We start from the raw sequence: 20,152 nt of genomic DNA, 5'->3' as shown, positions 1-20,152 counted from the left end.
TTTATATGCTGAATTTATTTCAGTATTTTAAAACTTTGTTGTTAACTATTTTTGCTGTTTTCAAACTATCTAAAAACAATCTTTCTTTTTCTTCTTTTTCTTCTGAATCAACAAAATATTTGATTCCTGCTTTTTTGAAAAAATATTTTAAATCATCTTTACAATAATCCCAATTTTCCTTAAGATTATTAGAAGATTCAGAAGTTCCACATTCAAAGCAAAGTTCAATATGTCCTATAATTCTATTTTTATCATTGTAAAAGAGAATTAAATTTCTTGGCATATAGCAGCTTGAGTAAGGAGCAACATCGCCTTCAACCTTACAATGAACTTCAATCAAATCAAATAATTCTTTTATTTGAGTTTCTTTCAATAATGTAACTTTTTCATTGATCATTGAAGTATTGAAATCAATCTTATTATTTCTAATAATTTCTTCCCCATGTCTTAATGTGTCCCAAACTAACCGATCTGGATAAGAAAATATTTCAATCTTTTTAATCGCTTCCAATTTAAATTGAAAAGCATCTGAATAATCTAATTCTTTTTCGCCTTTAATTTCATCTTCAAAACCTTTATTCCTATTACATGAAATTAAGGCTGAAATAATCATCAAAACTAGAAGTTTCTTCATTAAACTGAAATTTTGAGAAATCTTAAACCTCCTCAAGCTCATCAATCTCCACCTTCAGGTTCTTGATAATAAACTCCTGTCTGTCTGGAGTATTTTTCCCCATATAGAAAGATAACAACTGCTCAATCGAAGTATGTTTATCCATCATAACCGGATCAAGTCTAATAGTATCTCCAATAAAGTTTTTGAACTCATCTGGCGAAATCTCTCCTAAACCTTTAAATCGGGTGATTTCTGGTTTTGGTTTTAGTTTTTCGATCGCGTCTTTTCTTTCATCCTCAGAATAACAATAAATCGTTTCTTTTTTGTTTCGAACCCTGAAAAGTGGTGTTTGTAAAATATACAAATGGCCTTCTTTAATTAATTCAGGGAAAAACTGCAAAAAGAACGTAATTAGAAGCAAACGAATGTGCATTCCATCAACATCGGCGTCGGTTGCGATTACGATGTTGTTGTAACGTAATTTTTCTAATCCGTCTTCAATATCTAATGCTGCTTGCAATAAATTGAATTCTTCGTTTTCATACACAATTTTCTTTGTCATTCCGTATGAATTCAAAGGCTTACCACGCAAACTGAAAACCGCTTGTGTATTTACATCACGCGACTTTGTAATCGATCCGGATGCCGAATCTCCCTCGGTAATAAAAAGAGTACTTTCTAAGTTTCTAGGGTTTTTGGTATCTGGAAGATGCGCTCTACAATCTCTTAATTTTTTATTGTGAAGATTCGCTTTTTTAGCACGATCTGTCGCCAGCTTTCTAATTCCTGATAATTCTTTACGCTCACGTTCTGCCTGAAGAATTTTACGTAGTAACGCTTCCGCAGTTGTTGGATTTTTATGCAGGTAATTATCTAACTTGGTTTTGATAAAATCGTTTACGAAAGTACGAACAGAAACTGCTGGTGTTCCATCATCAGAACCCATATCTGTAGAACCTAATTTTGTTTTCGTCTGAGACTCAAAAACCGGTTCCATTACTTTAATACTAATCGCACTTACAATCGATTTACGAACATCTGAGGCTTCGAAATTCTTATTATAAAACTCACGAATTGTTTTTACAACCGCTTCACGATACGCAGCTAAGTGCGTTCCTCCTTGTGTTGTATTCTGACCATTCACAAAAGAGTGATACTCTTCGCTATATTGCGTTTTACTGTGTGTTAACGCAACCTCGATATCATGATCTTTTAAATGGATAATTGAATATTCTAAATCTTCTTCACTGATTGTTTCTTCTAATAAATCACGAAGTCCGTTTTCAGAATAATATTTTTCTCCGTTGAAAATAATCGTCAAACCATTGTTCAAATAACAATAGTTTTTAACCATTTTGATTACATATTCTAAACGGAATTTATAGTTTTTGAAAATCGTTTCATCTGGCGTAAAAGTTACTTTTGTTCCTTTACGCTTTGTTGTATCAACAATATCTTCTTCTAAAACCAAATTTCCGGCAGAAAACTCTGCTCCTTTTTGTTTGTCATCACGAACCGATTCTACACGGAAATAATTCGAAAGTGCATTTACCGCTTTTGTTCCGACACCGTTCAAACCTACTGATTTCTGGAAAGCTTTAGAATCGTATTTTCCACCTGTATTCATTTTCGAAACTACATCGACTACTTTTCCTAACGGAATTCCACGCCCGTAATCACGAACAGAAACCGTTTTGTCTTTGATAGTCACTTCAATAGTTTTTCCAGAGCCCATTACGAACTCGTCAATACAGTTATCTAAAACCTCCTTTAAAAGAATGTAAATACCATCATCTGGAGAAGATCCATCTCCTAATTTTCCGATGTACATTCCCGGACGCATACGGATATGCTCTTTCCAGTCGAGTGATCGGATATTATCTTCGGTATATTGATTTTGCTCTAGCATAAGGTGAATTGGATTTTTGGCTAATGTACCATTTATCGGCAAAAAATGAAAGCGTATTTTTTCTTTTGTTACGAATAATAACAGCTTTTCAATCTATTTAAATTGATTTTAAAAAAATACGACCGTTAAAAATATAAAAAATCAGCTATGAAACAAAAAATACTTTTTTAAACCTGTTGGCGTATTCTGGGAAAGAATATTTTAACACATAGAAACATAGATTTTTATGTTTTAAAAAAGTATATAAAAAAGAAACTAGTTTCTTAACACATAGCTATGTTTATTTATGCAAGTGAAACGCCTCTTACAAGTTTACAAAATCTATGTTTCTATGTGTTAAAATTATTTCACTTATTATTTGATTCCGAGCACTTCTTTAGCCAAAGCAATCATTTCGGGCGTTCCCGTATTTTTATTTTTTTCGTCAGAAAGTTTTACAACACCTTGCCAATGTGTATTATCGGGTTTTGTATCGGTTAATTTGATCACCATATTCATTGCCGGAAGCCCAACATCATTGGTGAAATTTGTTCCGATTCCGAAAGACATTTTTATTTTGTCATGACAAAAATCTACAATCGTTTTTACTTTGTCATAATTGAGCGAATCTGAGAAAACGATGACTTTTGATTTTGGATCTATTCCCATTTTGGTATAATGCGAAATCACTTTTTTTGCAAACTCAATTGGATCACCGCTATCATGTCGAACGCCATCAAAAAGTTTGGAATATTTTTTATCAAATTGATTGAAAAATATTTCTGTAGTATAAGTATCCGTTAAAGCGATCCCGAGATCTCCGCCATAGACATTTGTCCAATTTTCGAGACTTATAAAATTCGCTACCTGAAAACCATATTGCGCCGCATGAAACATAAACCATTCGTGCGCATGTGTACCTAAAGGTCTTCTATTGTTAACCATTGCAAAATGTACATTGCTAGTTCCAATGAAGCTCTGTCCGCCATTTTCTTGCAAAGTTTCATTGACCAAAACATGCACATCATAAGAATGACGGCGTCTTGTTCCAAATTCTAAAATCGAAACTCCTAATTTATTGTAATTGTCGATTTTATCTTTGGTCAGCTTTTTAATAGCTTCATCATTTAGTCGAATCAAATGATTGGATTTATAAAAAAGCTCCGAAATCAAAGCCATTAGCGGAACTTCCCATAAAATGGTTCTGTACCAAAATCCTTCAACGGTAACTTTTATTTCTGAACCTTCCTGAGAAATCTGAACTTCAGACGGATCATAACTATATCCTTGCAGAAAATCTAAATAAGTGGGATCAAGATAAGGGCAGTAATGCGACAGATAATTTTTTTCTTCTTTGGTTAAACGAAGATCAGCCATTGCATCAACAGATTTTCGAAGCAACTCTGCAAAACCATCCGGAAAAATATGTTTTCCACGATTTATAAATCCGTATCGAACTTTTGCCTTTGGAAAAAGTCGGATTACAGCATGTTGCATTGTGAATTTATAGAAATCATTGTCTAAGATCGACTTCAAAAAAGTTGTTTCCATGGCATATTAGTTCAAATCTTGAATTGCTAAGATACGCCAATTCAATAAAAGAAGGAAATTTCAGCAGTAACAGTTATCAAGTTTTTTGTTTGGGCATGACTTTAAAATCCACTAAAGATCTTCCATTGACATAAAAGGAAATAAATCGTCCTAATTTTCTATTATAAGTGAGCTGAAATTCAAGTATTCCGTCTTTTACTTGCGGGTTTTCAATCTTAACATGTTCCTCCTTTTTATCTATATAATACAAATCATCCAACCTTGAGACATTTTTTATTTTGAAAGTAATTTTATCTCCATCATTTGCCTGAATAATACCAGAAAAAGGCCAAACGATTTCGCATTGTTCTCTTATAAATTGATCATAAATAAGCGGACCTTCCAAGAATCCCTGTTTGTTTCCAGTGTTTCCTGCATACATCGAAGCATCTGGAAAATGTGTGGCATAAAAATATTTAGGATCCGTGTCAAAATAAATGGCTGTAAATTCCTTTACCACAACTTTTCGGTTTTCATCATAAAAACCTTGCCCCCAAGTAGCATCGACCAATATCCATTTTCCGTCAATTTGAACTGTATTCCAAGCATGATTTGATCCTAATCGTCTTCGCCCAATATCACTCAACAATCTTTTAGAATCACCTGTTACTACCTGACATTTTAGTCCAGTCTTCATTGCCAAATTTGCATACAATAAAGAAAATCCCTCGCATACTGCTTTTCTAGATCGAAAAGCTTTTTGAGTTGTACTTGCTTGATCTAATTGTCTTTGTTTTTTAGCATCAAATTCATTTTTAGATTTGTATACTTTTTGTGGTGGAGGATCTAAATAGGTCTTTAAATCGTAATCTAAATTTAATGCAATCCAGCTATAAATTGCTCTTGCACGATCATGTTCTGATGCAAAGTCTGTCTGAATTCTTTCGGCCAATTTCTCAGTACTTCCAAAATTTGGATACTTTAAAACGATGCTGTCAATCGCGTTATATTTTTGTGAATAAGAAGATGCAGTAAAAACAATATTCAAGAGGAGTACAAAAACGATCTTTTTTAATGGCATTATAGTCTTAAAGTTTAAAAATGAAATTCAGTAAATCGTTTATCTTATATAATTTTAAATGATACAATGCTGTTTGTATCCACAAAAATAGTAATATACTCTCCTACATTATTATCATAAAGAATTTGAAATTCTAAACCTCCGCGTTTTTCCTTTGGATTTTGAACTTTAACAGGCTTGTTGTATTTATTTAGATAAAAAACCTGATTTGATTTTGAAACGTTTTTGATTTCAAAAGTAATTTTATCGCCCCTCTTAACTTCAATTAAACCCGATTCTGGTGATTTGATTTTATAATCGAATTCGATCGTTTTATTGTAAATCAAAGGTCCATTCAGGAAATCTTCTTTACTTAATCTATTCCCTAAATAAGAACCTGAATCCGGAAAATGTTTAGCGAAGAAATAATCAGGATCTGTATCAAAATAAATGGGTGAAAAATCAGCAACCATTCGGCCTTTACTGCTGTCATAATAACCTTGTCCCCAAGTCACATCAACCAAAATCCATTTTTTATCAATCAGAACCATATTCCAGGCATGGTTTGATGAAGTTGTTTTCCGGCCAATATCTCGTACTGAAATTTTCGAATCTCCTCGAATGATTTCACATTTGATTTCCATTAAAGAAGCCAAATGCTGATATAACGCAGTAAAACCTTCACAGACGGCTTTTTGAGATTTAAAAGATTTCTGAATTAGATTATCATTAATCTGTTTAATTTTTCTTTGTTTTTCTGCTTCAGTAGAATAACTGAAACCTTGCGATCTAGGCGGATTCAAAAATGCATTGAAATCATATTTTATATTAAAAGCCATCCAGCTGTAAATAGCTCGTGCTTTGTCATAATCAGAATCGAAATCTTTTTCGATTCTTTCCGCTAATTTTTCTGTTGTTGCAAAGCTTTTTGGGTACTTTGCAACGATTTTATCGACTTCATTAATTTTTTGCGCAAAAGTATAATTCAAAAAAATACTATTCAGCAAAAGGAATATAAGAGCAATCTTTTTTTGTGGCATTTAGAAATTTGATTTAATAATATCTTTGAGTTCTTTATCTAACTCAGGATTAGAAATTTTATTTTCTTTTAAATCAAAATTCGAGCCAAAGGCTGGTAATGAGAAACTTCCTTTAATTTCAGCGCCATAACGAGGAAAAAGATTTTGAGCAATTCCTAAAACTGATGCTCCTCCTCTTCCGCCTGGCGAAGTTGCCAATAACAACATTGGTTTATGTTGAAAAACATCTTTCTCGATTCTAGAACTCCAATCAAAAACATTTTTGAAAGCGACAGAATAATTTCCGTTATTTTCTGCCATTGAAACTACTAAAATATCAGCCTCTTTGAGTTTGTTTAGAAAGGCTTGTGCCAATGAATGCTGACCCACTTCTTTTTCAAGATCAACACTAAAAACAGGCATTGCAAAATCGTTTAAATCTAAAACTTCAACATCAGCATTTTCAAACAAACTAGATGCATAAGTTGCTAAATGTTTATTAATGGATTGCTTGCTGTTACTTCCTCCAAAGGCTACTATTTTCATGGTTTCTCTTTTTGTAATGTTTCTTCTATTGGTTCTTTTTTTGGTCCGTCGATTTCGTAAATCTCTTTTGCTATTTCTACAGAGTACTCATTTGGATAAATTTTTCCTCCATATGATTTAGCATAGACTTTCGTAAATTCAGCCCCAAAATACAGAATTATTGCCGAATAATAAACCCAAACCAGAATTATTATTACAGAACCTGCCGCGCCATAAACCGAAGCAACAGTAGAATTACCTAAATAAAGTCCAATTGCAAATTTACCAATCATAAATAGGACTGCAGTAACTCCTGATCCTATAAAAGCATCTTTCCATCTTATTTTTCCGTCTGGCAATGTTCTAAAAATAATCGCAAAAAGAGTGCTAATACTCGCCAGCACAATAATGATATTAATTACATAAAATAAATAAACTGTGCTCTCCGGAAAATAGACTTTTAAACGTGTGCTAAGCAAATCTAAAGTGGTACTTATAAAAAGACTGACCAACATTAAAAAACCCACAGAAACGATCATTGAGAATGACATTAAGCGGTTTTGAATGAATTTTTTAACTCCTTTATCCGGTTTCGCACGCAATCCCCAAATAAAATTTATAGAACTTTGTATCTCTGCAAAAACTCCCGACGCCCCAATTAACAACATTACAACTCCAAACACGGTTGCAAATACATTATCGCCAGATAATTGTACATTTTTAATAGCTTCCTGAATTTGACTCGCCGCGCCGTTACCTACCAAACCGTTTATTTGTCCGTATAATTCGCCTGTCACTGCTTCTTCTCCAAAAAAGACACCACAAATTGTGATGATGATAATCAATAAAGGTGGCAACGCAAAAATGGTATAATATGCGAGTGCAGCACTCAGTTTAATGGCATTATCATCATTAAATTCTAAAAAAGTATTCTTTAAAAGAAACCAGGTTTTGGAGAATATATTTTTAATTTTCATTTGCTGCTTTTTTGATATTCTCTCAAATTTACGCAATAATGAAAAGTTCCTTCTTCTTGATTTTTAGGCGAATTTTATATTTTTTCCATGTCTACCAATATGAAATTCCTAACGGAATAATCTGTCGAGGGAGATTATAATTTTAAAGCTACGAATATTGAATTCCTAACGGAATAATCTCGTAGAGATTAAATATTGGCAACCCTAAAAATCTGCTCGTAATAATTGTCCCGTAGGGACTACACTAAAAGTTTATTTATAATGACAAAAAATCCCTTTATCGTAAACAGTCCATAAACTCGCTTTTTGGTTGGCAGCTTTTAAAGCACTATTTGCCCAAGTGTTGCAAGTATTAAAAAGACTGTAACTTCCTTTTGCTTCATAAAAAGCATCTTTTCTCCCGTAGCTGTGACCTTCAATCCATTGTGGGTGAACTGGATCGCTGAAACTGTTAGTGATATAATCGACTAAATTTTGATAGTTTTCTTTTGAAACCAAAATGCGTTTGCAATCGTCGCCTTCTCTTAATTGTTTGAAAAATGTCGTGTGCATTGCAGAAGAACTTACGCCAAAAGCCGCTTTAAAAGCTGTACTCGCTTTTAAGTCTGACCATTCTGGCGTATCGAGATAAAAACCTTTATCGCCCCAGCCGAAAGCGATAAAATTCATTAAAGAGTCTTTTGATTGAGTTTGACTGAACTGAATTTCATTTCGCCAGTCTTTAATTTCGTTTTTTACAGGAACTACAATATCAGTATGAACTCCGTTCGAAAGAATATAAATAGGAATTGCATTTTGTTCTTCGACTTTTGCAATATCTGAATTCACTGTGATTTTTGAAATAATAAGGACTGATGAAATATACAACGCAAGGAAAGTGAAAAATCCGAATAGTGTCCAGCCGAGAAATTTGAAAGATTTTTTAAGCATTTTGATTGGTTGATTTTTAGATTAGTAATTGGTTAATTTTTCTGTAACCAATTTTTGAGCCAAAAATTTTAATGCTGAAATTTATCTCTCGCAGATTTTACAGATCAAGCAGATTTACTCTCATTTTTTTGTCATCCTGAGCGGAGTCGAAGGACACGCAGGTAGCAATACAATCTAAATCGCCAATCTTTGTGGAGCTTCGACTCCGCTCAGCCTGACAATACGAAACCTAATGTTTTGAGCATAAAAAAACTGCTGAATTTCTCCAGCAGTTCAAGTCTTTATTCTTTGTTCTTTCTTCTATTATCGTAAAGAAAAAAATTAAACGTTAAAACGGAAATGCATTACATCACCATCTTTAACAATATATTCTTTTCCTTCTACTTTGAATTTTCCTGCTTCTTTTGCTTTAGCCTCAGAACCGTATTGAACGTAATCTTCATATGAAATAACTTCAGCACGGATGAAACCTTTTTCAAAATCAGTGTGGATAACTCCAGCTGCTTGTGGTGCTGTAGCTCCAATGTTGATTGTCCAAGCACGAACCTCTTTTACACCAGCGGTAAAGTAAGTTTGTTGTTTTAATAATTTATAAGCTGCACGAATTAAAACAGAAGCTCCCGGCTCAGTTAATCCCATATCTTCAAGGAAAACCTGACGCTCTTCGTAGCTTTCTAATTCAGTAATATCAGCCTCTGCTCCTACTGAAAGAATAATTACTTCAGCATCTTCATCTTTTACTAATTCACGAACTTGATCAACATATTTGTTGCCGTTTACAGCAGAACCTTCATCAACATTACAAACGTATAAAACTGGTTTTGCAGTAATCAATTGAAAACCTTCCATCAAAACTTCTTCATCATTACTTTGAGGAATAATTGTTCTAGCTGATTTTGCTTGTAAAAGAGCTTCTCTAATTCTGTTTAATAAAGCTTCTTCAGTTTGAGCTTCTTTATTTCCAGTTTTCGCAGCACGTTTTACTTTTTCTAAACGTTTTTCGATTGTTTCTAAATCTTTTAACTGCAATTCGATATCGATAGTTTCTTTATCACGAATTGGGTTAACATTTCCGTCAACGTGAACGATATTATCATTGTCAAAACAACGTAAAACGTGAATGATTGCATTACACTCTCTAATGTTTCCTAAAAACTGGTTTCCAAGACCTTCACCTTTACTTGCTCCTTTTACCAAACCTGCGATATCAACAATATCAACTGTTGCCATTTGCACGCGCTCTGGTTTTACCAATTCTTCCAACTTGTTGATTCTTGGATCCGGAACGTTTACAACGCCAATATTAGGTTCGATTGTACAAAACGGAAAGTTTGCACTTTGCGCTTTTGCATTAGATAAACAATTAAATAATGTTGATTTTCCAACATTTGGTAATCCTACAATTCCTGCTTTCATCTGTTGTTTCTATTTATTTTATGACACTGATTTTTTCAGGCCAGACCATTAACACTTCTGTCGTAATGGTTTATGTTTTACGTGTACTTTTTTGATTTTCTGCCAAAATGCTATTTTTTGGCTTTAAAATTTTGCAAATATAAGATTTAATACCTCGAGAGCGAAGTAAAAATGTGTAATAATATAATTTATCGCTTATTCTTAAAAATTTTTAAACTTTTTATTAAGTTTTTGTTAAAAAAAACTAATTTTATAACCGTAACCAATAAAAACAAACCAAAAAACCAACCTACCATGAAAAAAATTGCATTACTCGTATTTCTTTTAAATACAGTATTTCTTTTCGCTCAAAAAGAAATCTCGGGAGTCGTCAAAGACAAAACAGGTACACCACTACCAGGTGTAAATATTGTCGAAAAAGGAACTACAAATGGTGTTTCTACCGATGTTGATGGCGGTTTTAAAATAAAAGTAAAAGAAGGTGCTAAATTACTTTTTACTTATGTTGGATTTACAACTGTCGAAAAAACAGCATTAGATAAAATGGAAATTAGTTTGGACGAAAGCGGCGGTCAGGTGCTAAATGACGTCGTTGTTGTAGGTTCCCGAAGCACTAAAAGAACTGTTGTAAATTCAGCTGTTCCTATTGATGTAATCAACGTAAAAGATGTTACTACGCAGAGTGGTAAAATCGAAATCAATCAGTTGCTTCAATATGTGGCTCCTTCATTTAATGCCAATAAACAATCTGGTTCAGATGGAGCTGACCACGTTGATCCTGCTTCTTTAAGAGGTATGGGACCTGACCAGACTTTAGTTTTGATTAATGGAAAAAGAAGACACCAATCGTCTCTTATCAATTTATTTGGAACTAGAGGACGCGGAAATACAGGAACAGATTTAAATGCAATTCCAGCTGCTTCGATCAAAAGAATTGAAATTTTACGTGATGGCGCGGCAGCTCAATATGGTTCTGATGCGATTGCCGGAGTTATTAATATTATAACGAATGATAATGTAAAAGAACTTTCAGGTTCTGTTACTTATGGTGTTTTTAATACCAATGCAAAAGGAGACTTTTTGCATGGAACACCAAATACTGACGGTTTCAGACTTGATCAAAAAGGAAATGGAAACTCTTACGGAAAAGATAAATCTTTTGACGGAGGCTCTCTGAAAGTTGCAGCAAATTATGGTTTTTCTGTTGGAAGCAAAGGCGGATATGCCAATTTTACTGGTGAATTCATCAATAAAGACAAAACGTTAAGACCTGCTTATGATTTTAGAAAAGGTTTTGGCGATGCACAAATGAACGGAATAAATTTCTTCGGAAATTTTTCACTTCCATTATCAGATAGAACAGAACTTTATGCTTTTGGAGGCAGTAATTTCAGAAATACTGATGCCTATGCCTTTACAAGAAATGACGGCGAAAGAGTTGTAGAAGCAATTTATCCTGGCGGTTATACTCCAAGAATTACTTCGAATATTAGAGATAATTCATTAGCGGCCGGAATTAGAACGACAACTGGCGGCGGATGGAAAATGGATTTGAGCAATACATTTGGAAAGAACAAATTTGAATATGACATTAAAGGAACTTTAAACGCTTCGCTTGAAGAAAATTCTCCAACTGCATTTAACGCGGGAGGACACAGTTTGCTTCAAAACACTACTAATTTTGATATTTCTAAAAACTATGATGATGTTATGAGTGGTTTTAATATCGCTTTTGGAACAGAATTTAGAGTAGAGAAATTCGAAATTTTTGCTGGCGAAGAAGGTTCCTACACGACTTACGACACAAATGGAAAACCTATTACTGACCCAACAACTCAAAGCGCGCCTATTGATCCAATCTCAGGAAATCCTCGACCTGGAAGCTCACAAGGTTTCCCAGGTTACAGCCCTGCAAATGAAGTAAATGAAAGCCGTACTAACTTTTCATTATATACTGATGCCGAATTAGATGTTACTGAAGCTTTTATGGTAAGTGGAGCCGTTCGTTTTGAAAATTACAGCGATTTTGGAAGTACAGTAAACGGAAAATTAGCTTCTAGACTTAAAATTAACGATCATATTAATTTAAGAGGTTCTGTAAGTACGGGTTTCCGCGCTCCATCTTTGGCACAAATTTATTATAATTTACGTTTTACAAACTTCAATGCAAGCGGTGCAACTGAGGTTCTTTTAGCACCAAATGACAGCCCTGTGACTAGAGCTTTCGGAATTGAAAAATTAAATGAAGAAAAAGCGGTAAATGCTTCTTTAGGTTTCACAGCAACTTACGGCGATTTTACAGCAACTGTTGACGGATATTATATTAAAGTAAAAGATCGTATCGTTCTTACAGGATATTTTGACGCAAGTTCTTTAGGTCTTGGCGTTTCTGAAGCTCAGTTTTTTGCTAATGGAGTTGATACAAGTACTCATGGTTTGGATTTAGTATTTTCTTGGAAAAAAACATATGATTTTGGGCATATCGGAGCTACTTTAGTTGGAAACATTAACGACATGAAAATTGATAATGTGAAAAACGGTTCCCTAGATGCTGATACTTTTTTTGGAAATCGTGAAAAAGCCTTTTTATTGGCTTCTGCACCAGACAGTAAATTTGGTTTAAATCTTACTTATGCAAAAAACAAATTTGATGCAGGATTAGCTTTCACTCGATTCAGCAAAGTAGTTTTAGTCGATTATGCTGATGAAGAAGATGTTTACAACCCAAGATTAGTAACTGATTTGACTTTAGGGTACCAATTAAGCAAAAGTTTAAAAATAAGCATTGGAAGCAATAACTTATTCAATGTTTATCCAACGAAACAAGATGAGCAAGGAAACACAGAAGCCGGAGGTTATTGGGATGCCGTACAAATGGGATTCAGCGGTGCTTACTACTATGCAAGACTTGGGTTTAATTTTTAATAAAAAAAGGATTCGACTTCGCTCAGCCTGACATATAAACAACAAAAAAAATCCTGAACAAGAAGTTCAGGATTTTTTTATGATTTTCTACAAAACTATAGTTTAAATTCTAATGAATCTACAATTGCTTTTTCTTCGTCAGTGGCTGTAAATCCAGATATTTCCCAATAATTTGTCAACACTTTGTTCTTTTTATTAAAAAGTGATTTTTCCTTAAAAACATCGCTTTCTTTATAAGTAAAATTTTGTCTATTAAAATGTGTAGTAACAAAACTATTGCGAACCTGAATATTTTTTATCTCCTCTTTCAAAATCAAATCATAGCCAATTTCTTCATTCGAACTCAACAAATAATATTCTTCGCCATTGATTCTATAATTTACTCTAACAATTGATCTGGTAACATTTTTTGAGCCAACTTTTGTTTGTTCTTCCACTTGAAGCAAATTTTGCGGTGTAATTATGATGCTAAATTCAACTATCAACTTTTTTACAGGATCGTATATAACTTCAAAAGTATCTAAAGCTTTTTTTGATTTATCCCGAGGCGTAATTGCCATTATGTAATAGTCTTTATTATTTGGATGCCCTCTGGTGATAAAATCATATTCTTTTCTGGTTTTTGAATCTAAAAGCGGATCAAAATACTTCAGATTACAATAATTTTCCATGATATTATTCAGATTATAGCCTTTTAAATCAGCACTTACATCAGTATCAAGAAGCCCATAAGAACGATTTTGCTCTACTAATAATGTTGTTGTTGATTTTTTTTGACTTCCTGCAAACTGAAAATTCACTAATCCGTCGTTATAATATGAATATTTATTGTTAAGCATAAAAAACTCTCTCACAAAGACTTTTAATCTGTAAGAGGAAGCTAATTTTTGTCGTGAATTTGCAACAATTCTTTGAAGAATTTTTTGAGGATTTTCTTTTGAGACTACAATCTCATCTAATTTAGTATTGTTGCTTTTAAGGTAAACTACAAATAGATCCGGCTTTAATGGTCCCCAACGAAGTGTTACTTTTTCGTAATCAGTCTCAGAAACTTGAAGACTTGAAGCTCCATTTAACATAAAAGTTACCTTTCCATCTTTATTACTTATTAACGTTTGCTTCGTTTTCATGATGAAAACCGTTGCATTTTCTATCGGCAATTGTGTTTCAATATCTTTAACTACAATTGAATACTCTGCATTTTGGGCAAAGGCTACAACATTAATAAATAAAACAAATAAAAGTACCAGTCTCCTCATAGGCTGTTATTAAATTTTCAACTAATGTATTAAATTATTAAGTATAAATTAACATTTGTTCATCAAAACATTAAAAAACAACACAATACGTAGGTTAACTCCTTAAAATTAGGCAAAAAAAATCCTGAGTGCAATACTCAGGATTTCAATATCTTAGTTAAGAGAAATTATTCTCCGTGCAAAAACGCCTGTCTGTTTAACAAGGTTTCTTCATCTTCTACATGATTATCATCTGGTACACAGCAATCAACAGGACAAACAGCCGCACATTGAGGTTCATCATGAAAACCTTTACATTCTGTACACTTTCCTGGAACAATGTAATAGATTTCGTCAGAAATTGGAGTTTGAGCATCTTCAGCATCAACTTCAGTTCCGTCAGGTAAAATTACTTTTCCAGAAAGACTTGTTCCATCTTTATATCTCCAATCATCTGCACCTTCATATATTGCTGTATTTGGGCATTCTGGTTCGCAGGCCCCACAATTAATGCATTCGTCAGTTATAATAATTGCCATCTTTTTTAGTCTTAAAGTTTAAAAGTCATAAAGTCTAAAGTCATAAAGTCTGTCATAAAGTTTGAAAGTATTAAAGTAAAAGCATTAAAGTCTTTTCAACTTTCGACTTTCGACTTTGGACTTTTGTCTTTCGACTTTGGACTTTTGTCTTTCGACTTATTTATCCTTATTTTTGTGCAAAATTACAATCAAAACAATTCATAAACAAACATTATGACATTAGAAACAAAAAAAAGTGTTTTTGTTGAATTAGGAAATTTTTTAAGTCAGTTTTCTGAAAAGGAATCCGTTAAAAAATCGGACGTATTATATAACGATATTTTTTTTGATGATTTTGAAACCCTAATTCATTTATCACAATCTCATAATGGCTGGTATACCCCTGAACAGGTTTACTTTGCAATACATTCTTGGGCCGAGGCTTTGACTGCTGAAAACATTGAAAAATGGCTTTCTCAATACAAAGCTGACTTTGCTCAAAATGACGGAAAAGAAAAAACAGTCGCTTTAATTTTAGCTGGAAATATTCCGTTGGTTGGATTCCATGATTTCTTATCAGTTTTGATAACTGGCAATAAAGCTTTGATAAAAACTTCATCAAACGATCAGCATTTATTGCCTTTTTTGGCAAAATATTTAATTGCTGTTGATGAAAATCTTAAAGATAAAATCACTTTCGTTGAAGGTAAATTAGAAAATTTTGACGCTGTAATAGCAACGGGAAGCAATAATACTTCTCGTTATTTTGAATATTATTTTAAAGACAAGCCGTCAATCATCAGAAAAAACAGAAATTCGGTTGCTGTTTTAAACGGAAAAGAATCTAAAGAAGAATTAGAAAATTTAGGTGAAGATATTTTCCGTTATTTTGGGTTAGGATGCCGAAATGTTTCTAAACTTTTTGTTCCAAAAGGATATGTTTTTGATCGCTTTTTTGAAGCGATGTTCAAATATCAGGATGTTATTCATTATGAAAAATACGCTAATAATTACGACTATAATAAGGCCGTATTTTTAATGAGTAATTTCAAATTACTTGACAACGGATTTTTGACTATTAAGGAAGATTCGAGTTACGCCTCTCCTATTTCGAGTGTTTTTTATGAGTTTTATGAAAATATTGACGATTTAAAAGCGCGACTTGAAGCTGATTCTGAACAAATTCAGTGCATCGTAAGCAGTGATTTAATTCAAAACAGCATTCAATTTGGCCAAACGCAAAATCCGCAATTGTGGGATTACGCAGATAACGTAGATACTATAACGTTTTTGTTAACAACAAAGTAAAAATATGTTTAATTATTTCGAATAATTTATCGCTTTTTCAGCTCCTATTACCGAAATTTGCGTCTTTAAATTTTTCGACAAATTTTTTCGACTATTAACAACAACCATGAAAAAACACAACTACAGCGCAGGACCAAGTATTTTACCTCAGGAAGTTTTTGAAAAAGCATCAAAAGCAGTTTTAAATTTTAATGATTCAGGATTATCTATCCTTGAAATTTCGCACCGAAGCAAAGATTTCGTTGCTGTTATGGATGAAGCTCGCTCCCTTGCTTTAGAATTATTAGGACTTCAAGGAAAAGGATATCAGGCTTTGTTTTTACAAGGTGGTGCAAGTACTGCATTCTTGATGGCTCCTTATAATTTAATGAAAGAAAACGGAAAAGCGGCTTATTTAGATTCAGGAACTTGGGCAACAGCTGCAATTAAAGAAGCTAAGTATTTTGGCGAAACTGTTGTTGTAGCTTCTTCAAAAGAAGAAAATTACAACCATATTCCAAAAGGATACGCAATACCAAGTGATGCAGATTATTTTCACTGTACAAGCAACAATACCATTTTTGGAACTCAAATGAAAGAATTCCCATCGACAAACGTTCCAGTTGTGTGCGATATGAGTTCTGATATTTTCTCACGTGAATTGGATTTCTCAAAATTTGATTTAATCTATGCTGGAGCTCAAAAAAATATGGGACCTGCAGGAACAACTCTTGTTGTTGTTAAAGAAGAAATTTTAGAAAAAAGCGGTAGAACAATCCCAAGTATGTTAGACTACGCTAAACACATTAAAGCAGAAAGTATGTACAATACTCCTCCTGTTTTTGCTGTTTATGTTTCGTTATTGACATTACAATGGATTAAAGAAAAAGGCGGAATTGCTGCTGTTGAAAAATTAAACAACGCAAAAGCTGATTTACTTTATGCTGAAATCGACAGAAATCCATTATTTAAAGGTGCTGCAGCAGTAGAAGATCGTTCTAAAATGAACGTTACTTTCTTATTGAACAACGCTGATCATACAGAAACTTTTGACGCTTTATGGAAAGCTGCAGGAATTTCTGGATTGCCAGGACACCGTTCTGTTGGTGGTTACAGAGCTTCTATTTACAACGCTATGCCTATCGAAAGTGTTCAGGTTTTAGTGGATGTAATGAAAGCATTGGAAGCTAAAGTTTAGTTCTCGGTCTCCGTCTCAGTTTTCAGCTGAAAAATATCAAAAAGAAAAATCAAATAGCTGGTTTATCGATTAAACAATTAAACGATTAACCAAATAAACAATAAACACACAATGAAAGTATTAGCAAATGATGGAATTTCTAAAAGTGGAATTCTAGCCTTAGAAAAAGGTGGATTTGAAGTTATAACTACAAAAGTAGCTCAAGAACAAGTAGCTAACTTTATTAATGAAAATAATGTAGACGTAATTTTAGTGCGTAGCGCAACTAAAGTTCGTAAAGATATTATCGATGCTTGTCCTGGTATCAAAATAATTGGTCGTGGCGGTGTTGGTATGGATAATATCGATGTTGATTATGCTAAAAGCAAAGGAATTCATGTAATCAATACTCCTGCTTCATCATCAGAATCTGTTGCTGAGTTAGTATTTGGACACTTATTTTCTGGTGTTCGTTTTTTACATGATTCTAACAGAAATATGCCTCTTGAAGGAGATTCAAACTTTGATGGTTTGAAAAAAGCATACGCTAACGGAACTGAATTAAGAGGAAAAACTTTAGGTATCGTTGGTATTGGTCGTATCGGGCAAGCTACTGCAAAAATGGCGCTTGGTTTAGGTATGAAAGTTATCGCTGCTGACAGCTTTATTCCTGAAGTAGATGTTAAAGTTGAATTTTTCGACGGACAATCTATCGCAACTAAAATCGTTTCTCAATCTTTGGAATCTTTATTTAAAGAAGCTGATTTTATCACATTACACGTTCCTGCTCAAGATGGTTACATCATTGGAGAAAAAGAATTTGAAATTTTGAAAAACGGAGTTGGTATCGTAAACTGTGCTCGTGGTGGTGTTATTGATGAAGTAGCTTTAGTAAAAGCTTTAGATTCAGGGAAAGTTGCTTTTGCTGGTTTAGACGTTTTCGAAAGCGAACCAAAACCAGAAATGGCAATCTTAATGCACTCTAAAATTTCATTGACTCCACACATTGGAGCTGCAACTGGAGAAGCACAAGACAGAATTGGAACAGAATTAGCTTCACAAATTATTACTTTGTTGAGCTAAGCAATCAAAAAATAGATTAACTTTAAAGGGATTTATTACAATTTTGTAGTAAATCCCTTTCTTTTTGTTAATTTTGGTGTATAATCTAAAACTCGTAAAATCATGTTTGAACAATTAACACAATTAGTACAGCAATACGGCGGAGATGCCGTTGTAAACAATTCTGCTGTCCCGAATGAGCATAACGAAGCTGTATTAAGCGAAACTAGTAATTCAATTTTTGCAGGATTACAAAAAATTGTTTCTGAAGGCGGTACAGAACAAATTGCGGGATTATTTAATGGAAATTCAGCTATCGACAGTTCAAATCCTGTAGTGCAACAAATTCAACAGCAATTAAGCGGAAACCTTGGTGAAAAATTTGGATTGAGCAGTGCCGATTCTAGTGGCGTTGCTTCTAATTTGATTCCACAGATTTTAGGTTCATTGGTAAATAAAGCAAAAGATCCAAATGATAGCAGTTTTCAGATTTCAGATATCATCAATTCGATTTCAGGAAACAGTGGACAAGCGTCTGGAATTATGGACACCATTTCGAAATACGGAATGCAATTTGGCCTTGACCAAAACAACGATGGAAAAGTCGATGTTGCAGATGTTCTTGTTGTTACAAAAAGCAAAGGCGGTATTTCTGGATTTATAGGGAAACTTTTTGGAAGCAAGTAGATACAAGTAACAAAGTAACAAAGGTTCATAGTGACAAAGGTTAAAAACTGATTACAAAATTGTAATCAGTTTTTTCTTTTATAAATAATAGCGCTACTCCTATGTTACTTTGTTATTTTGTCACTTTGTCACTTTGTTACTTTGTTACTTTGAACCTTTTCAACAAAAAAATCCGTAACTTTAATTGTTCAAAACAACTGTCATGAAGAAATTCATTTACATATTAGCTATTTTAATTACGATAATTGCGTGCTCGACTGCTTCAAAAAATGATGCAATAGCTTCCAATTCGCCTAAAGTAAATAAAGCTGTAAGTGATACCGTGAAAATTGTAAATGATTCATTAGAATACGAAGTAATTATTATTGACAATGGCTTTTCGACTTGGCTGGTATCAATGGCGCAACCACGTCATTATTACTCTCTAGCTTATCTTGAAAACAAAAATTATCTGTATGTAACAGAGTGGAATAATCGCGTGCGTCAGCCACAGGTTTATAATCCAAATTTATACGAAATGCTCATTGATTATCGCCCTGAGATTCATTATGGCTACGAGGTGAATTATCTTATTTACAACTACATGATTTATTTTCAAAATACTTATAAACAAAAGCTTTGGGGTTACGTTCCATCTAGATAATGTTATTATATTTGTAATCATTACAAATAGCAATGAATAAATTAAAGAAACGCTGGGGAATTACCTCAAACTTACAAGCCATAATCATTCTAATCGTTTTTGCCATCACCGGATCGGCATCTGCGTGGCTGTCTAAACCATTTTGCGTTTGGCTGGGCATTACAAAAGAAGATTTTGGTGGCTGGTTTACTTTAATTCGTCTGCTAATAATTTTTCCAATTTATCAGGTTTTACTAGTTGTCATTGGAACTATCTTTGGACAATTCAAATTCTTTTGGAACTTCGAAAAGAAAATGCTTAAAAATATGGGATTAGGCTTTTTGTTTAAAGATTAATCCTCATTATTTCTCTTCTGAAAATAATAAGTATAAATCCAAGTTAGCGTAAATGACGGAATTACATCTGTAAAAGGAATTATTTCCTCTAAAAAAGTTAATACACTAGCCACTTTTCCTACTCTGCCTTTGTACATTCGTGTCATAATAAAAGCTGCAATTGGAGCCCAAATTACATCTGAAAATTCTCCGATTAAAGGAATACTAAAAGAAATCATTCCAATAGCATCCAACAGCAGACCAATCAAAAGTTTATTGGTTCTATCATCTTCATTTGTTGCTTTTAAATCTTGCATCGTATCTTTATTTAGTTTATCCG

19 protein-coding genes are annotated in these 20,152 nt (G+C 33.3%); 7 read left to right on the top strand and 12 right to left on the bottom strand.

Annotated features, from left to right (window positions below; all coding sequences use genetic code 11):
- Window positions 1–19: 19 nt before the first annotated feature.
- The 9 genes from RB619_RS02000 to ychF all read right to left on the bottom strand — a co-directional run bounded on the left by RB619_RS02000 (window position 20) and on the right by ychF (window position 9,961).
- Entirely contained in the window at window positions 20–613 is a 594-nt protein-coding gene (locus RB619_RS02000) for a hypothetical protein (protein ID WP_308093499.1), read from the bottom strand.
- Between the two features lie 43 nt (window positions 614–656).
- A complete protein-coding gene (locus RB619_RS01995; protein WP_308093497.1) occupies window positions 657–2,525 on the bottom strand; it encodes a DNA topoisomerase IV subunit B in 1,869 nt (622 codons plus the stop codon).
- 354 nt (window positions 2,526–2,879) lie between these two features.
- Window positions 2,880–4,055: a nicotinate phosphoribosyltransferase gene (pncB, locus tag RB619_RS01990; protein ID WP_308093495.1), complete on the bottom strand. Its 1,176-nt coding sequence runs from the start codon at window positions 4,053–4,055 to the stop codon at window positions 2,880–2,882.
- Window positions 4,056–4,131: 76 nt separating this feature from the next.
- Entirely contained in the window at window positions 4,132–5,115 is a 984-nt protein-coding gene (locus tag RB619_RS01985; protein ID WP_308093492.1) for a transglutaminase domain-containing protein, read from the bottom strand.
- A gap of 44 nt (window positions 5,116–5,159) precedes the next feature.
- The gene (locus tag RB619_RS01980; protein WP_308093490.1) at window positions 5,160–6,134 is read right to left on the bottom strand and encodes a transglutaminase domain-containing protein; all 975 of its coding nucleotides are present in this window, start codon (window positions 6,132–6,134) and stop codon (window positions 5,160–5,162) included.
- Window positions 6,135–6,659, bottom strand: a complete 525-nt coding sequence (locus tag RB619_RS01975; RefSeq protein ID WP_308093488.1) for an NAD(P)H-dependent oxidoreductase — start codon at window positions 6,657–6,659, stop codon at window positions 6,135–6,137.
- Window positions 6,656–7,615 carry a YihY/virulence factor BrkB family protein gene (locus tag RB619_RS01970; protein ID WP_308093482.1) on the bottom strand — a complete coding sequence of 320 codons (960 nt, stop codon included), beginning with the start codon at window positions 7,613–7,615 and terminating at the stop codon, window positions 6,656–6,658. Before RB619_RS01970 ends, RB619_RS01975 begins: the two co-directional genes overlap by 4 nt.
- A 252-nt stretch (window positions 7,616–7,867) precedes the next feature.
- Window positions 7,868–8,545 (bottom strand): TIGR02117 family protein, encoded by a 678-nt coding sequence (locus RB619_RS01965; protein WP_308093479.1) that lies wholly within the window; start codon window positions 8,543–8,545, stop codon window positions 7,868–7,870.
- Between the two features lie 321 nt (window positions 8,546–8,866).
- On the bottom strand, window positions 8,867–9,961 hold the full coding sequence (gene ychF, locus RB619_RS01960; RefSeq protein WP_115886584.1) for a redox-regulated ATPase YchF: 1,095 nt from the start codon (window positions 9,959–9,961) through the stop codon (window positions 8,867–8,869).
- Between the two features lie 294 nt (window positions 9,962–10,255).
- On the opposite strand from ychF, the gene RB619_RS01955 reads away from it, so the two are divergent.
- A complete protein-coding gene (locus tag RB619_RS01955) occupies window positions 10,256–12,886 on the top strand; it encodes a TonB-dependent receptor (protein ID WP_308093472.1) in 2,631 nt (876 codons plus the stop codon).
- Between the two features lie 95 nt (window positions 12,887–12,981).
- Here the strand turns inward: RB619_RS01955 and RB619_RS01950 are convergent, their stop codons facing one another.
- Together RB619_RS01950 and RB619_RS01945 are read right to left on the bottom strand one after the other, a co-directional pair.
- Window positions 12,982–14,145, bottom strand: coding sequence for a hypothetical protein (locus tag RB619_RS01950; RefSeq protein WP_308093470.1), 1,164 nt, complete (start codon window positions 14,143–14,145; stop codon window positions 12,982–12,984).
- 167 nt (window positions 14,146–14,312) lie between these two features.
- Entirely contained in the window at window positions 14,313–14,663 is a 351-nt protein-coding gene (locus RB619_RS01945) for a 4Fe-4S dicluster domain-containing protein (RefSeq protein ID WP_133524920.1), read from the bottom strand.
- 213 nt (window positions 14,664–14,876) lie between these two features.
- On the opposite strand from RB619_RS01945, the gene RB619_RS01940 reads away from it, so the two are divergent.
- From RB619_RS01940 to RB619_RS01915, 6 genes are all read left to right on the top strand, one after another.
- Entirely contained in the window at window positions 14,877–15,950 is a 1,074-nt protein-coding gene (locus RB619_RS01940; RefSeq protein ID WP_308093467.1) for an acyl-CoA reductase, read from the top strand.
- A 106-nt stretch (window positions 15,951–16,056) separates the two neighbouring features.
- Window positions 16,057–17,127 (top strand): 3-phosphoserine/phosphohydroxythreonine transaminase, encoded by a 1,071-nt coding sequence (gene serC / locus RB619_RS01935; protein WP_308093465.1) that lies wholly within the window; start codon window positions 16,057–16,059, stop codon window positions 17,125–17,127.
- A gap of 111 nt (window positions 17,128–17,238) precedes the next feature.
- Window positions 17,239–18,189: a D-2-hydroxyacid dehydrogenase gene (locus RB619_RS01930; protein ID WP_308093462.1), complete on the top strand. Its 951-nt coding sequence runs from the start codon at window positions 17,239–17,241 to the stop codon at window positions 18,187–18,189.
- Between the two features lie 102 nt (window positions 18,190–18,291).
- The gene (locus RB619_RS01925; RefSeq protein ID WP_308093460.1) at window positions 18,292–18,855 is read left to right on the top strand and encodes a DUF937 domain-containing protein; all 564 of its coding nucleotides are present in this window, start codon (window positions 18,292–18,294) and stop codon (window positions 18,853–18,855) included.
- Window positions 18,856–19,057: 202 nt separating this feature from the next.
- Window positions 19,058–19,498: a DUF6146 family protein gene (locus RB619_RS01920; RefSeq protein ID WP_308093458.1), complete on the top strand. Its 441-nt coding sequence runs from the start codon at window positions 19,058–19,060 to the stop codon at window positions 19,496–19,498.
- A 32-nt stretch (window positions 19,499–19,530) separates the two neighbouring features.
- Window positions 19,531–19,833: a DUF6787 family protein gene (locus tag RB619_RS01915; RefSeq protein ID WP_308093456.1), complete on the top strand. Its 303-nt coding sequence runs from the start codon at window positions 19,531–19,533 to the stop codon at window positions 19,831–19,833.
- On the opposite strand, the gene RB619_RS01910 is transcribed toward RB619_RS01915, so the two are convergent.
- The gene (locus RB619_RS01910) at window positions 19,830–20,129 is read right to left on the bottom strand and encodes a hypothetical protein (protein WP_308093454.1); all 300 of its coding nucleotides are present in this window, start codon (window positions 20,127–20,129) and stop codon (window positions 19,830–19,832) included. The two genes, RB619_RS01915 and RB619_RS01910, sit on opposite strands and share 4 nt — an antisense overlap.
- Between the last annotated feature and the right edge of the window lie 23 nt (window positions 20,130–20,152).

Origin of the sequence: Flavobacterium sp. LHD-80, from assembly GCF_030929605.1 — a bacterium.
In the GTDB taxonomy this organism is placed as follows: domain Bacteria; phylum Bacteroidota; class Bacteroidia; order Flavobacteriales; family Flavobacteriaceae; genus Flavobacterium.
The sequence above is the reverse complement of the archived record's forward strand: the minus strand, read 5'-3'. Positions and strand labels throughout refer to the sequence as shown.